The 15,659-nt window shown below is 55.7% G+C and carries 10 protein-coding genes and 1 pseudogene; 3 read left to right on the top strand and 8 right to left on the bottom strand.

Features of this window, described 5'->3' with window-relative positions; genetic code table 11:
- Window positions 1-9: 9 nt before the first annotated feature.
- The 3 genes from ABIE29_RS07150 to ABIE29_RS07140 are packed head-to-tail and all read right to left on the bottom strand — an operon-like array spanning window position 10 to window position 6,406.
- A complete protein-coding gene (locus ABIE29_RS07150) occupies window positions 10-2,250 on the bottom strand; it encodes a virulence factor SrfC family protein (RefSeq protein WP_429617578.1) in 2,241 nt (746 codons plus the stop codon).
- Entirely contained in the window at window positions 2,247-5,177 is a 2,931-nt protein-coding gene (locus ABIE29_RS07145) for a virulence factor SrfB (RefSeq protein WP_429617576.1), read from the bottom strand. Before ABIE29_RS07145 ends, ABIE29_RS07150 begins: the two co-directional genes overlap by 4 nt.
- Window positions 5,177-6,406 carry an SrfA family protein gene (locus ABIE29_RS07140; protein WP_429617573.1) on the bottom strand — a complete coding sequence of 410 codons (1,230 nt, stop codon included), beginning with the start codon at window positions 6,404-6,406 and terminating at the stop codon, window positions 5,177-5,179. The genes ABIE29_RS07145 and ABIE29_RS07140 overlap by 1 nt, the downstream gene beginning before the upstream one ends.
- A 192-nt stretch (window positions 6,407-6,598) precedes the next feature.
- Between ABIE29_RS07140 and ABIE29_RS07135 the strand changes: the two genes are divergently transcribed.
- Complete coding sequence (locus tag ABIE29_RS07135; RefSeq protein WP_429617571.1) at window positions 6,599-7,570, top strand: diguanylate cyclase domain-containing protein; 972 nt, start codon at window positions 6,599-6,601, stop codon at window positions 7,568-7,570.
- 42 nt (window positions 7,571-7,612) lie between these two features.
- On the opposite strand, the gene ABIE29_RS07130 is transcribed toward ABIE29_RS07135, so the two are convergent.
- Entirely contained in the window at window positions 7,613-8,629 is a 1,017-nt protein-coding gene (locus tag ABIE29_RS07130; RefSeq protein WP_429617569.1) for a LacI family DNA-binding transcriptional regulator, read from the bottom strand.
- Between the two features lie 151 nt (window positions 8,630-8,780).
- Here ABIE29_RS07130 and ABIE29_RS07125 point away from each other — a divergent pair, with 151 nt between their 5' ends.
- Window positions 8,781-10,397 (top strand): FGGY-family carbohydrate kinase, encoded by a 1,617-nt coding sequence (locus ABIE29_RS07125; protein WP_429618057.1) that lies wholly within the window; start codon window positions 8,781-8,783, stop codon window positions 10,395-10,397.
- A gap of 35 nt (window positions 10,398-10,432) precedes the next feature.
- Here ABIE29_RS07125 and ABIE29_RS07120 read toward each other — a convergent pair whose 3' ends face one another.
- Complete coding sequence (locus ABIE29_RS07120) at window positions 10,433-11,308, bottom strand: LysR family transcriptional regulator (protein WP_429617566.1); 876 nt, start codon at window positions 11,306-11,308, stop codon at window positions 10,433-10,435.
- A 132-nt stretch (window positions 11,309-11,440) separates the two neighbouring features.
- Here ABIE29_RS07120 and blaFONA point away from each other — a divergent pair, with 132 nt between their 5' ends.
- On the top strand, window positions 11,441-12,328 hold the full coding sequence (gene blaFONA / locus ABIE29_RS07115; RefSeq protein ID WP_429617563.1) for an FONA family class A beta-lactamase: 888 nt from the start codon (window positions 11,441-11,443) through the stop codon (window positions 12,326-12,328).
- 88 nt (window positions 12,329-12,416) lie between these two features.
- Here blaFONA and arcA read toward each other — a convergent pair whose 3' ends face one another.
- The 3 genes and pseudogenes from arcA to ABIE29_RS07100 form a co-directional block, all read right to left on the bottom strand.
- Window positions 12,417-13,691: an arginine deiminase gene (arcA, locus tag ABIE29_RS07110; protein WP_024530278.1), complete on the bottom strand. Its 1,275-nt coding sequence runs from the start codon at window positions 13,689-13,691 to the stop codon at window positions 12,417-12,419.
- A gap of 15 nt (window positions 13,692-13,706) precedes the next feature.
- Window positions 13,707-15,227: an amino acid permease gene (locus ABIE29_RS07105; RefSeq protein ID WP_429617560.1), complete on the bottom strand. Its 1,521-nt coding sequence runs from the start codon at window positions 15,225-15,227 to the stop codon at window positions 13,707-13,709.
- 353 nt (window positions 15,228-15,580) lie between these two features.
- Window positions 15,581-15,659, bottom strand: a pseudogene (locus ABIE29_RS07100) (integrase); the annotation flags it as partial.

The raw sequence follows: 15,659 nt of genomic DNA, 5'->3' as shown, positions 1-15,659 counted from the left end.
GTTACTGAACTAAGCCATCCCCTGAATAATTTGTCCCAAGCGTTCACGCTGCTGTTCACTCAGCGCTTGCGCACCGCCGTGGCCCGCATTCTCAGCGATTAATTGATATAACCCCACCAGCCAGTCGTAGATATACAGCGCCGTGTTGTTGAGCGTTTCTGCCGGTAACGCGGTCATGCGTAGCTCGGCGCTCTGGCTGGGTTTGGTAAAGATCTTATGGCCACGGTTAATGCGGCTTTCTGGCCGTTGCGCCTGCGGACGCAGCTGGAAGCCAAGCCAGGCGACAAAATCCCCCAACACCGTCAAGGTACAGGCGATTTGCCGCTCGACGTGATTTTCCCTGCTGTGGCCCGCATGTCCCGGTTCAGCCAGGGCATTCCCTAATCGTTGCCAGATATCCAGCCGGAAACTGGCGGTGATCAACTCGTCGGCCAGCGTGGACAAGGTGGTTGTTTCAACCGCCAGCAGGCTGATTAATGCACGATTATCAACCAGATTACGCAGTTGAGTGATCCATAGCTGTTGCACCTGTAAAACTACGTCAGCGCAAGAGCCTTGAGGAAATACCGCTGTAGGTCGCTCGTCAAACAGATCTAACGCGATCGCCAAAGGATCGTCATTATGCGGGCGCTCTTGCTGTTGCTGGCAAAACAGTGGTTGCAGGGCGTTGCGGTCTGGCAACAGGTGCTCCAGCAGTTCGCCATGCAGCGTCGTGCGGTCTTGCAACGCTTTTACCGTGGCTTTGGCGAGAGGCGCTTTATCCTCGGTTTCCACGCTGAGCCAGCGGCCAAGCAGGTTATGCCGTAACTCTTGCTCAAGCCGCTCGAAACGTTGTTGCAGGCGGTTATGGCGGGCTGCGACATTCACCGACGTGAGCAGATAGTCGCTCATACGTCGGATTTCATCTTCATTCATCGCCAGCAGCGTTCCCCAAACCTCACCGGGATGGCCAACGTAACGTTGTACGGCCTGGTCAAAATGGGGCGACGACCGCCGATCGTACGGGGTAAATGCCCAGATCAACCCGGGATGGCCACGGCTGCCGGCTTCCTGATGCTGTTGTACCCACTGATCCAACGCCCGGCCGACCAGAGTTACTTCTTCACGGCAGGCTGCCGCATGGCAGACGATCAGGACTTGCATGGCCTGTTGGTCGCCATAGCGTTGCAGCAGCGTGAGGCTCTTGGCCTGTTGCAGACGCCGATTGGCAGGTGACAGGCTCTCGTCGTCTGTCCTATAAGCGGGCAGATCCAGATAATCGGTTGGCGCAAAGCCGCTATGGGCAGGGGGGCTTTGTAATGGGATCAGCAATTCTGCGACCAATAACCTCAGCTCTGCCACGGGCATCGTTATCACGCCATTATCGAGTTTGAGCTGAACCTTGTCATCGGTCTCTTCCAGGTTTGCTGGCGTAAGGATGCCATAGCTGGGCTGCTGATTTTCATCCGTCAGCAGGCTGAGCGGAGCCAGCACGCTTGCTGCGCCCTCCAGTTGCTCCAGCCGGTAAGCCAGACGGCGATAACATGCGGTTAATGCCGCTTCTTTCCCCCACAGCGGAGCAAACAGCTGCGCCCGATCGTCAATTGACAGATAGGGGGCGATGGCCAAGGCGTTTGGCCAGTATTCACTGTCCCAGCGCTGTTGTAACTGTGGATCGTCTGTGCGCAGGCTATCCCAGAGGGTGACAATATCATCGGCACCGATACCTGGTACAGCCTGAGGTTGGCAACGTTTTGTCAAAGAGGCGATGAGTTCTTCGATCTCTGGTTTTTCTATTGTCAGTTGCGTATGACAGCGCGCCAGCATGCACACTAACTCCGCCGCCGTCAGCAGTTGAAGCTGCACTGGATAATCAGAGTCTTGTTGAGGTACTGCATGGCTAAAGCGGATCGCTATCCCGGCGGCAGAGTACCCTGGGCGGATATGCGTCAGGTAATCCAGCGTTTTACCGGCGAAGGTGGTAGCCAGACAGCCCGGTTCTGCCGTGGCCAGCGAGGCGATCAGATGATGTTTTGCCGCTTGCGAACGGCCATAAAAGCCCAGTGCACCGCGCTGAGTGGTGGCAACGGCCAACTGCTGAAGCCGGATGCGGCAACGGCGCAGGTTAAGCATTAAGGTTGGCGTTTCCAGCGCAAAACGGGGCGTCTGCAGGCGGGTATTATCCGCCCAGACCAGCGCCTGAGCGATACCTTGATTTAATAACGGCCAGCGCTGGGTAAGCGGGGAGATTGGGGGAATGGCTGACTTCATGCAAAAACGCTCCCGCTGTCGATCCAATAGTGGGTAGCCCCGGTGGCACTGTCGATCAGCGTATTCAATTTGAGTTGCAGATGTTCGGTGGGCACCGGGCTACCGTCTTCCAGTTCGGCGCTGGTGATGCTCCAGCGAGCGGGAGAGTCCGGCTGCGGAGCAATTTTAACCCGTAGCAGGTTATCGCCAGCCAGGTTACGCGCCAGCTGCGGATCGATTATCGTCAGGGTAAACAGCGGGGCGGCGGGCCAGTGCTCGTTATCCAACTGGCGGAAACCCAGGCACAACGTGCCGTTGAGGGCAAAGCTGACGCTACTGTCCAAGCCGCCATCCGGGGTGTCCAGATCGAGGTCGGCATAGAAAACCTGATTGGCAGGCAGGCGGTTATCCCCATCCAGCCGTCCCAGATAACGTACCGTTGAATAAGGGCGGAAATCGGCCGCTTTGAAGTAAACGCCCGGCAGGCGCAACTCCAACGCCAACAGACACAGCATGGCGCCCACCGCCGCAGTGGATTTGGGATTGTCGATCCGCCCTTGCTGGCTGAAAGGATACCAGCCGCTGGTGTGATAACCATCCAGCGAAACGATGCGGTTGATCGGCACCGGCTGTAGCTGCCGGAACAGGGCCTGAATGCCGGGGAAACGAGAAGGACGACCAGTGAGCAGCAGCACGTCGCAGTTATGCAGGGCGATCACCTCGGTCAGCAACCGCAGATTGCGGGTAAGCGCCATGCGCGGTGCAAGAAATTCGGCATGTAATTGGCTTAGTCGCAGGATGAGCGGCGTTTGTAAAACATCGAACAGTTCCGCCTCTGCCGGTAGACCGCGTTGCACCGCAGCATTGATATATTTCAACACGTTATCGGTGGGCCTTTGCGTCAACAGCTCGCCCAGCACGGCGTCGATCTCGCTGCGAGTCTGCACCGGGGTGAAGCTTTCATAGCGTTCCAGGATCGCCTGAGCGAGTGGGATGAAAAGTTGCAGTGTCACTTGTTGCTGCAGCACCGGGCTCTCTTCCTGGCCAAACAGTTCGGCCATCAGGGCTGCCGGTTCTGCCACGCCGACGCGTTTGAATTCGGCCTGCAGGGCGGGTAACAGATACAGGCGGATCACTTCCAGCAGAATGTCATCGCCTGCCACCTTGAACCCTTCGCGGAATAACAGATGCGGAGTCACCTTGACGTTATTACCAGCCGTTTCTTCCAGGCGGTACTGGGTGATCGCCAGATCGGTGGTGCCGCCGCCGATATCCACCGAGGCAATACGCAACGTTTTCCCCGGTTCAGCGGAGTCCGGACGTGCCATGGCGCTAAAAAACGCCTCAGCCTGGCCCGCGAAGTTGACCTGGATTTCGTTATACAGATAGACCATCTGACCGCAGGTGGCCTCATCCCACTCCATCTGCACGGAGGGGACCGGTACTGAACTGGCTATGCCGATCAAATCTTCATCTGCCGAATGCCAGCCCATACCTTGCCACACCAGCGCGATTGCCTCATGCATCCGCTGGCGAAAGATTTCACGTTCCGGTACCGGCATAGCGGAGGGCAGGGTCAGAATGATATTACGCAAACGGCGAGGTGCTGCGCCGTCACGCAAGGTGAGGCGCTGGGCCACGCTGTTGATCTGCATCAGCGCCTGGGCCAACAGTTCGCTCAGCATCAGGGCCATCAGCGAACTGCGGCTGTAGTTGGGGGTGAAAACCGGCAGGCGCTCTTCCGGTGGCAGGCTGGATAACGGCTGGCCTTGGTCATTGATCAACTGAGCCAGCGGCGTTGCAAAAGCAGGCGGTTCCTGCAGGCTATGCTCTGCCGTGCGGTTGAAGCGCCAGCCGGGGGCATAACTCTCCTCATCCCACAGATAGCGCCGTGGACTGGACAGGCCGGTAGATGCCGTATCGCCTTGCCGTTGTAGTGCCAACCGGCAGGCTTCGTGGCCCACTCGGGTCAGGGAAGGCCAGAGAAAAGCATCATCGCGGCCACTTTCAAACGAGTAATTCGCCTTGCCAAAGTTGGCGGGGGCAAACTCTGTACGGCTGGAAAACAGGCCCTGGTGCAGATAATGCGGTTCGCTGAGATCGCGCAGTTGCAGTTCATAGCTGTGTTTCAAGCCGTTGCGTTCCGCCGGGTGATCTTCTACCAGGATGCCGCAGGTATGGGAATTGCCGACATCGAGGATCAGATCCACATTCACTGCGGGTTGCTGCACATCGCTGCCTAGCGTGATATTCGGCACGTTTAGCTGGCTGGCCAGCAGCTCCAGCAGGTTCAGGTAATGCGCCTGGTATTCAAACTCACGCAGCGAAGCATTGATATTGCGCTCTGGGCGCTGCTCCAGGGCGATGGCCTGTTGGGTGAAGACCTCGCGCAGCCAACCGTCAACCCAGGTGGCATCCAGGAAATCCCCCAGATCCTGGCTATGGTGTGCCAGTGCAAAGCTCAGCCCGGTGGCAATGTCCTGCTGGTTAGGGGCCAACTGTTGGTTTTCATGCCCAACTGGATAGACTTGGGTATCAAATGCCAACGTGATGCGCAACGTATGGCCTTGCCGATCCGGCTGATCCAAGCGTCTGATTTGCAGTCGTGCCCAGTTGTCCGGCCCGCTGAGAAAACTGTTTGGCGGGTTGAAGCGCATGAACGGCAGCGGTAACCAGACACGATCGAGCAATTGCAATGACTGCTCTAAAGGAAAGCTGAATTCGGGGCGCACCATTTCGGCCGGTTCGCCGGGTGCTACCGGCAGGAAATAGCGATCCTTGGCCTGATGGTAGTTCAGCCGCAGCAGTGGGCCATTGGCGGTCTGGCGGACAAATTTGCCTGGACGCTCGGCATCCAACACCGGCGTAAGGGAGAAGTCCAGAAACTGGATCCCGCTGTTGGGTATCAGCGTAACGCGCTGCGGATATGCGGTGGGGGTCGCCAACATTATTTACTCTCGCGCTTGATCGTCATAGGGAATACCGTTTCATTGTTGCCATAACGCCCGCTGCATTCTGCGGCGGCACCAGCGTCACCTTGCTTACATACCAGCTCCGGCATTTGATAACGGGAACCGTCGCTGCAACGGGCCTTGGTACGGCTGTTGATCACCAGATTGCCGGACTGCATCAGGCCGGCGTTGACCTCGACCCGGCAGGTGACTTTGTCACCCTGAACGATCCTGGCAGTGCCCTTGCCACGATTAAACTGATACAGCAGGCTCGGCGGTTTGCCGGTCAGCGGATCCTTGATCGCCAAGGTGACACGCCATTTGCCGTTGAGGAAGGCAGTGGAGCCGGCCTTTACCGCTTCGGCGGGTAGCGTCAGCGCCAGTTTATCGACCACTACCGGCGTGATGACCGGCGGGGGCAGTACCTCCGCATAGCCTAATGGCAACTGTAGTGCGGCGGGAGTCATAACCGGCTTGGGTTTTACCTTGGCTGGCTCAGCCATTTCTATTGCTGGTTGGGGGGCTGGTTTAGGGAGCAACAGCCAGATCGCGGCGGCCAGAATGAAAGCAGCAGGTAGTAGCAGCAACCACCATGCGTGGTGAGGCTGGTCATCCGCCACGGGTGGCACAGGTGCGGGCGGTTGCGGTTCAGCAATGGGTTCAGCAATGGGCTGAACGATAGGTTCAACGATGGGTTCAACGATGGGTGGGTCGATGGGTGGGTCGATGGGGCGCGCAGGGCGATCTTTCGGGCGCAGGCAATCCAAAGGCGCGTTGCGGATCTGGCCATCGGCTTTCACGCAGCCCCAGAAGGTGATCACCGGTTTACCATCCACCAGGAAAACTGCGTTCTGATCCGGGAATTGCATGGCTTTGCTGAGCAGTGCCGCAAACATTTGCAGGTTGGCTTTACCGCTGTGGCGAGCGCGCAGGTTGATGGCTTCTGCGGTGGTCTGGAAATGTTCCAGCAACGGCAAGGCGGCTGCCCGTGCGTCGTCATCGGCCGCCTGCCAGGAGATTGCCCGTCCGACGATTGGCGCATACCAGTCAATGCGGTCGCCTTGCGCATTGGGGATCGGGATCGCCAGGCAATCCGCTACCGCTGGCTGTTGCTGGAGACGCAATGCCTCACGTAACTGCGACGCCAATGCATAAACAGGTTGCCCATTTTCGCCCAATGTAAGAACGTCATCTAGATTGCCACTGCGTAAAAAGGGTTTTGCCACACCGGATGCCTTGCTTTTAAGCTAAATACTTAGTTTAGGGGGCAACGGATAAATCAAACGGCTGAAAACAGGGGCAAAGTGGCATCTGTTTTGTGCATCGGATTGCTAGCAGTAGCGAACGAGATTATCCTGCAACAGTCTGTTTTGCTTTCAAGATCTATACTTATACTTTCCATTGGAGTGAACGTAGCGATGAAAATGCCAGAGATACCTGAGAATGAAGTACAGCGATTGAAGGCTCTGCGTTCCCTGCATCTGTTGGAAACTCTGCCAGAAGAGCGCTTCGATCGGGTGACACGCATGGCCCGTCGGCTGTTCGGCGTACCTATTGCCTTGGTGAGTCTGGTCGACGAAAACCGCCAATGGTTCAAGTCCAACTGTGGGCTGGGGGCGGCTACGGAAACGCCAAGGGATATCTCGTTGTGTGGTCATGCCATCCTGGGCGACGATATTTTGTTCATCCCCGATACGTTACAGGACGAGCGCTTTGCGGATAATCCGCTGGTCAAAGATTCACCACACATCCGTTTCTACGCCGGTTGTCCATTGAGCTACTCCGGCGATCTTAAAATGGGCACCCTGTGCCTGATCGATGACAAACCCCGGTTGTTCGATGCCGAGGATGCGGTGACGCTGCGCGATCTGGCCTCAATGGTGGAGGATGAGCTACGCGCCTTTCAGGCATCGACCTCTGACGAACTGACGCAAATATCCAATCGCCGTGGCTTTATCTCCCTGGCACGCCATATGTTGCAACATTGTCAGGAGAAAGAGGTCAAGGCCAGCCTGGTATTTATCGATCTCGACAAATTCAAGATGATTAACGATACCTATGGCCATGGGGAAGGTGACCGGGCGCTGGTCTACTTTTCCGAGCTGATGAAACGGGTGTTTGGCTACTTTGACGTGATAGCCCGGTTGGGCGGGGACGAGTTTGTCGCGCTGATGGGCAGCCGTACCAAAAGCGAAGCCGAACAGGGGATTTTAGCCCTGCAACGCTACGTGGATGAACATAATGCCTCACAGATCACACCTTACCAACTGGCGTTCTCTTACGGCATCGTCGAGTTTGATCCCGCCGCGCCCCATAGCCTGGAAACCTTGCTGGCAGCGGGGGACTCCACCATGTACCGGATCAAGAAATCCAAGTCCATGCAGAGGTAATCGGCTGGCCCCCCAGCGGCGTCATAACCCTGCTGCGCCCGTTTAGATCATCTCTGGGAAGATCGGCGGTATTTCAATCCGTTGCTTTTCTTGCGAGTTGGCATCGATCAACGCAAACGCCGCCTGCAACATCTTGTTGACGTCCTGCCTCACCATCACAATGTCATGGCCTAACAGCAGCACGAAAGGGTCCCAGTCAAAACAGCCCATCACCGGCTGCTTATCACCGCGAAAACCAGACGCCACCAGCCAGCGCATTACGCCTTCGAGCGAGATCGTCGAGTTGACGAACAGCCCGGTTTGCAGATCGCCGCCTTGAGCAATAAACGTTTTTAGTGCCAGCTCGGCTTTGTCTGGGGAATAACCACAGGCCAACAGGTTCTCTTCGATGACTTCAACGCCTGACTGCCGGTGGGCATCTCTGAAGCCACGCAGGCGTTCCGTGGTGTTATGGTCAACCCCGCGTCCCCCCACGAAGATCAACGGCTTGAGGTAGCCCAGCCGTTTTTTACAGTTGGCCAGGATCCGTAAGGTCAGCTCTTTGGCACCGGCATAGTTATCGGTGATCACCGAAGGAGCGAGGGTGCCTGGCAGATCGAGATTCAGCGTTGAAATACCGGAGGCGGCGCAGATCTCGGTGATATTGTCGGGAGCGGTGGCACCGGTGGAGATGATCCAGTCAACCTGATAGGAAAGCATGGTGCGCGCCGCTTCGATTTCCAGTTGAGGATCGCGGCTGGTACAGGTGATCACCGGGAACAGGCCGCGTTCACGGGCCATCGATTCGAACAGCTCGACTATCGAACCGAAATAACGGTTGTCATACTTGGGGACGATCATGCCGATCATCGTCGATTTGCGGCGGCGCAACAGGCTGGCCTGCTGATTGACGGTATAACCTTGTTCTTCGGCGAGGCGCAGGATTTTTTCTGCCAGTTGGGCGCTGATACGGCGCTTTTTCCAGCTGCCATTGAGCACGGCGCTGACCGCGCTTGAGGAGGCTCCGGCCAGTTCGGCCAGATCGTAAATCGTCGTTTTTTTTGCTTTGAACCCAGTCACAAATTTCGCTCCCCAATTTTCTATATCTTGACAGTAAAAATAAAAAGTCGCAATGATGCTCAATCGATTGAGCGTGATGTGCAAAGGGTGTGACGGGGCGCTGGTGCGTAGCTGTAGACGGTGCCGGAACTACAATAGATAGGTGAAAATGATGAGCAATCAACAGCAGGTGGTTATTGGTGTCGATGTGGGTTCAGGCAGCGCTCGGGCAGGGGTTTTTGATCTCTCCGGAACTATGTTGGCGCATGCCAGCCAAGAGATCACCCTGTTCCGCGGCCCGGAAAATCATGTTGAACAATCCAGCCGTGAGATATGGCAAGCGGTGTGTGCCAGTATCAGGCAGGTGGTTGCCGCATCCGGCATTGCCCCAGACAACGTGGCAGGCATCGGCTTTGATGCCACCTGCTCCCTGGTGGTACTCGATGCAGACGGCAAACCTCTGGCGGTAGGGCCATCCGAAGATCCCGACCGCAACATTATCGTGTGGATGGACCATCGGGCAACGGAGCAGGCCGAGCGGATCAACGCCACCGGGCATCCGGTACTTAACTACGTTGGCGGAAAAATCTCCCCAGAAATGGAGACGCCCAAGCTGCTTTGGCTGAAGGAGAACCGTCGTGCGGTTTACGATAGCGCCTGGCAGTTCTTCGATCTGGCGGATTTCCTGACCTGGCGCGCCACCGGGGATCTGGCTCGTTCCGTCTGTACGGTGACCTGCAAATGGACCTATCTGGCCCATGAGAAACGTTGGGATCCAGACTATTTCCGCACCATTGGCCTTGAAGAGTTGGCAGACGAAGCGTTCCGCCGCATTGGGGAACATATCAAAGAACCTGGTACGCCTTGTGGCAACGGCTTGACGACAGAAGCTGCCAAAGAAATGGGACTAGTGGCGGGGACGCCTGTCGCCGTAGGCTTGATTGATGCCCATGCTGGCGGAATTGGTACCGTCGGTGTTGGCGGTGGTGTCACCAATAACCTGGCTTACGTGTTTGGCACGTCGTCCTGCACGATGACCACCACGCAAAACCCGGCCTTTGTTCCAGGCGTTTGGGGGCCCTATTACTCTGCGATGGTGCCTGGGTTCTGGCTTAATGAAGGTGGGCAAAGCGCGGCGGGGGCGGCGATCAAGCAGCTGCTCTCGTTCCACCCGGCGGCACCAGAGGCGGCGGAGCAGGCTAAGGCGCTGGGCGTTTCACTGCCCACCTTGCTGGCCGATTTGGCGCTGACCAAAATGGTTTCTGCATCGGAAGCGGCAATACTCGCCAATGGCCTGCACGTGGTTCCCGAGTTCCTTGGCAACCGTGCACCCTTTGCCGATCCCCATTCCCGTGCTGTGGTATCCGGGCTGGGTATGGAGAGCAACCTTGATAACCTGGTGGCTCTGTATGTTGCCGGCATTTGCGGGATTGGCTATGGGCTCAGGCAAATCCTCGATGCCCAGTCCCAGATGGGTGTCACCGTTGAGCAGATCGTGATCAGCGGTGGGGCTGGCCGTCATCCGTTGGTGCGGCAGTTGCTGGCGGATAGCTGTGGCTGCGCCGTGCTGACAACCAAGGCGGAAGAGCCGGTATTGCTGGGGTCGGCGGTCCTGGGGGCCGTGGCCGGGAAGGTTGCCGCCTCGGTAGAGCAGGCGATGGCGCAGTTTTCCGAGTTGGATAGCCAATATCAACCGAATGCGGATTTCTGCCAGTTGCACGCCAACCGCTATGCGGCCTACAAGCTGTTGCAGAGCACGGCCAAACGGATCCGTGAGGAGCTGCAATAAGTCTGGAAACTCAAGGGGCGCAGCATGCTGTGCCCCTACGAATTATCTTCTGCCGCTTCCTTCAGTAACCATTCGCTAAATATTTCCATCGCCGGGGTCATTGCCTTCGATTTTAAATGGGTTAACCAGTAACTGCCCATGTTGATTTCGGTAGCAAACGGGCGCACCAGTTGCGCGGTGGCGAGTTCCCGGGCAAACATTTTCGGTGGGGCTAATGCCACACCACCGGAATGGATAGCGCTCTCGATCATCAGACGGGATGAATCAAAGATCGCGCCATTAACTCTCACCGCCTGCAGGCCAGCGGCAGCAAACCAGTTTTCCCATTCTTCAGCACGGTAAGAACGCAGCAGATCCTCATGCAGCAGATCGGTAGGGGTAACGAGCCGCTTAGCCGTAGTGGGTGTACACAACACGGTCAGCGGAGCATCAAACAGCATCTCGTTCTGGGTTGATGGCCACAAACCCGTGCCAAAACGGATGGCAAAATCCAGCCCTTCGGCGGCCAGATTGACGACGTTATTGTTGGTGCGCAACCGCAGCTCGACAAAGGGATGCTCCTGTCTGAACCGATCAAGACGGGGCAACAGCCAGCCTACGGCAAAGGTGCCAACGGTGGCGACGGTGAGCACCTCCTGGAACTGCCCCCCTTCAAACTGCCTGAAGGCTTTTTCAATATGGCCAAAGGCATCGGTTAACACGGCAAACAGCGCCCGCGATTCCTCCGTCATTTCTAAACCACGGGGTAAGCGTTTAAACAGCACCATACCCAGGCGCTCTTCAAGCAGCCGAACCTGTTGGCTAACGGCGGCCTGGGTAACATAGAGCTCCAGCGCTGCCCGTGTGAAACTCAAATGTCTGGCAGAGGCTTCGAAAGCACGCAGGGCATTCAGAGGAAGATTAGAGCGCATAGGTATTATCCAAAAGATTTTCTTTATGCTAGAGAAAATTCTTGTCGCTTGTCAATCACGGCCTAACAGAGGATATTTTCCGCCATCTGCAGGATGACCCGCTGCGTTAATCCATTTTAAGTGAGGCAAAACATGGTTAAAAATACATTACGTCAAACCACCCTGATGGTTGCTACGATGATGCCGTTGCTGTTCGGTAGCGCAACGCTATGGGCGCAACCCGCTAATACCCAGAAGAATATTCAGCAGCAACTGTCCGATCTGGAGAAAAGCTCTGGTGGCCGCCTGGGCGTGGCGCTGATCGATACCGCCGATGATTCGCAGATCCTGTATCGCGGGGATGAACGTTTTGCCATGTGCAGCACCAGCAAGGTGATGGCGGTGTCGGCGTTGTTAAAACAGAGTGAGACGGATAAAAATCTTTTGGCTAAGCGGATGGAGATCAAGCCATCCGATCTGGTCAACTACAACCCGATCGCCGAAAAGCATCTGGATACCGGGATGACCCTGGCCGAGTTCAGCGCCGCCACCATCCAGTACAGTGACAACACGGCGATGAACAAGATCCTTGAGCATCTTGGCGGCCCGGCAAAGGTTACAGAGTTTGCGCGTACTATTGGCGATAAAACCTTCCGTCTCGATCGTACCGAACCCACTTTAAATACCGCTATTCCGGGTGATAAGCGCGACACCACCTCGCCGCTGGCGATGGCAAAAAGCCTGCAAAACCTGACCTTGGGCAAGGCGCTGGGTGAACCACAGCGTGCTCAACTGGTTGAATGGATGAAGGGGAACACTACCGGCGGAGCCAGCATTCGTGCAGGTCTGCCCACCACGTGGGTGGTTGGTGATAAAACCGGCAGCGGCGATTACGGTACCACTAACGATATCGCCGTGATTTGGCCAGCGAACCACGCACCGTTGGTGTTGGTGACTTATTTCACCCAGCCACAGCAGAATGCCGAAGCCCGCAAAGACGTCTTGGCTGCGGCGGCTAAAATTGTCACCGAAGGTCTTTGAATCAGGGATATTCACCGCGTAGACGCGCAGTGATTTTGTCAGCATAGAAAAGGCCGGAAATCCGGCCTTTTCTGATCACGCTTGATGATTAATAATCAATGGCATCGCGGATAATCGGGCAGGTCATACAGTGGCCGCCGCCACGGCCACGGCCCAGCTCACTACCGACAATCTCAATCACTTCAACCCCTTCTTTGCGCAGCTGGGTATTGGTTTTGGTATTACGATCGTATGCCAGCACTACCCCAGGAGAGAGCGCCACCATGTTGTTGCCGCTATCCCACTGTTGGCGTTCGGTGTCGTAGTCGTTGCCTTCGGTTTCCACCACCCGCAGTTTTTTCAGGTTCAGTGCTCCGGCAATAGCCTCGACAAAGGTGCCTTTATCGCGGCTCAGCTTCATGCCGGTTGGGCCAGCATCCGGGCGCAGTGAGAAGGTTTTGATCTGATTGACGATCGCCGGGTAGAGCGTAACCACATCGCGGTCGCAGAAGGTAAATACCGTATCCAGGTGCATGGCGGCACGCAGTTTCGGCATGGCGGCAATCATCACCCGCTCAACGCCGGAATGCTTGTTGGCAAACAACGCGGCGGCCAGTTGGGTGATCGCCTGATGTGAAGTACGCTCACTCATCCCAATCAGCACCGTTTTGTTGCCGATCGGCATCACGTCACCACCTTCGAGCGTGGCGGTACCGTGGTGCACCGTTGGGTCGCCCCACCAGACGTTAACATTGGCTTCGCCAAAGTCTGGGTGGAACTTATAGATCGCCGTGGTCAGAATGGTTTCTTCGTGACGGGCTGGCCAATACAGTGGGTTCAAGGTCACACCGCCGTAGATCCAGCAGGTGGTATCACGGGTATACAGAGTATTCGGCAGCGGTGGCAGCAGGTATTCGGTAATGCCCACCGCTTCACGGATCAGCTTCAGCTCTTCGTGATCGGCATAGCCTTCTTTGGCCAGCTCGGTAGTGGAAAGGCCACCGATCAACACCTCAGCCAAAGCCCGTGGTGCCAGGCCATCCAGGAAGCTGCGGGTTTCATTCAAGATCCCCAGCGACACTTCATTGGGCACAATCTGCTGGTCCAGGATCCACTTTCTGGCTTCGGGCAGCGCCAGGGTTTCGGCCAGCAGGTTGTGCATTTCGACCACGTCCACGCCGTGTTCGCGCATCTTGGTCATAAAGTCAAAATGGTCACGCTTGGCGCGCTCAACCCACAGCACGTCATCAAACAACAGCTCATCACAATTACTTGGCGTCAGCCGGTTATGTGCCTTGCCAGGGGCACAGACCATGACTTTATGCAATTTCCCTACTTCTGAATGAACACCAAACTTGGACTGCGTCTTTTTCTTAGTCGACATAATGACTTGCCTCGATCAGATTGTGATAACGCCAGTGGCAATGCTGTAGATTGCAGCAACGGCGGCGACCATAACGATTACAAAGAGCCCCATTTCGGCCGGGGTGAACACTTTTGCCTGCTGTTCACGTTTGGCCATAATGTATAGCAGCGTGCCTGGGCCATAGATGATGGCGGAGAGCAGCAGATATTTCATACCACCGGCGTACAGCATCAGCAGCGCGTAGAAGGTGGCGATCAGCGCGAAGATCAGATCCTTTTTATGATCGCGTTTATCGGTTTCGTAGGTTTCGCCGGTCAAGGCCAGTTTCAGCCCATAGGCACCCACCAGCAGGTAGGGGATCAGGGTCAGCGAACTGGTCAGTTCTAACGCCAGTTGGAAGGCGTAATCGCTAAACAGCGTCAGGATCAAAAACACCTGAATGGTGATGTTGGTCAGCCAGACGGCGGAAGAGGGCACCGCATTGCTGTTTTCGGTGGCGAACACCTTCGGCATACTCTTGCTTTTCGCGGCGGAAAACAGTACTTCTGCCGCCAGCAAAGACCAGGAGAGATAAGCGCCCAGTACCGAAACAATCAAGCCCACGCTGATGAAGATAGCCCCCCAGCGCCCAACTATAGCCTCCAACACACCCGCCATCGAAGGTTGGCGCAACGCCGCCAGGTCGGGACGGAGCAGCACGCCGTAAGACAGCATGGTGATCAGCACCAACAGACACAGCACCCCGATGAACCCCAGCACCGTGGCAATCCCCACGTGGCTGCGTTCTTTGGCATAGCGGGAATAGACGCTGGCACCTTCAATCCCCAGGAATACGAATACCGTTACCAGCATGGTGCTGCGCACCTGGCTGAACAGGGATTCGGGTTCCGCGGTCGGGACAATGGCGGCGGCGGCATGACCTACATAGCCGTAGTCGTTAAGATGAGAGAGATCGCCCACGCTTGCCAAAGAGGCTGCGGTCTCTGGTGTTCCCCAGAAGTTGAGTGCAAACACATCACTTTTAAAGGCAAAGATCAGCACAATGATAAAGATGAGGATCGGCAGGATTTTGGCGATGGTGGCAATGGTGTTGATAGCCGCAGCGCTTTTAACCCCACGCAATACCAGAATGTGGAATCCCCAAAGAATAACCGAGGCAAACAACACCGCAGGAATGGTATTGCCGTCGCCAAATATCGGGAAGAAGGCCCCCAGGGTGGATTTGATCAGCACAAAGTAAGAGACGTTACCAATACAGGTCCCGGCCCAGAAGCCAAGTGCAGAGGCAAATCCCAGATAATCACCGAATCCGGCTTTGGCATAGATAAACACGCCGGAATCGAGATCGGGTTTACGTTGTGCCAGCGTTTGAAATACAAAGGCCAGCATTAACATCCCGCCGCCTGCAATACACCAGGCGATAATGGCACCAAACCCTCCCGTAGCACGCCCAAAGGTAGCTGGCAAAGAAAATATACCGGCCCCTATCATGGAGCCTACAACCAGTGCGGTGAGTGACCATAGGGACAATTTATTCGTTGATGAGCTCGTCATGGTTTTCCTTACTGACACTGAGTCAAATAAAGTATTACGTAATTAAAGGATAACGTTACCAACCGACTTACGATTAAATCATAGTCATAACCTGCGAATTTTCCTATTGTAAATATCTTTTTCTTTAACATCAGCACGGTAGATTCTCAGGGGTGGTGAGATTTCGTCACCATACAGAATAAAAACCAGGTGAGAGATTATTCTTAATTAACAGTCCTTTAAAGATAATGAATTAAATAACAATGCTTTGTCTTGGTGAGTTAAAACTTGTTGTCATAATGATTGGTGTTATTTTTTAATAAAATCAATGTAATAGTAAAGGATGGTGGGTTGTTGCTGTAAGTATCCCAGCTTTAGTTCCACACACTTTTTGAGATTTCCGGTTTCTCAGCCATCAGCCGATATTCTTCCGGCGTCAGATTATTCAGGGAT

Origin of the sequence: Serratia sp. 2723, assembly GCF_050434425.1 — a bacterium.
Taxonomy (GTDB): domain Bacteria; phylum Pseudomonadota; class Gammaproteobacteria; order Enterobacterales; family Enterobacteriaceae; genus Chania.
The sequence above is the reverse complement of the archived record's forward strand: the minus strand, read 5'-3'. Positions and strand labels throughout refer to the sequence as shown.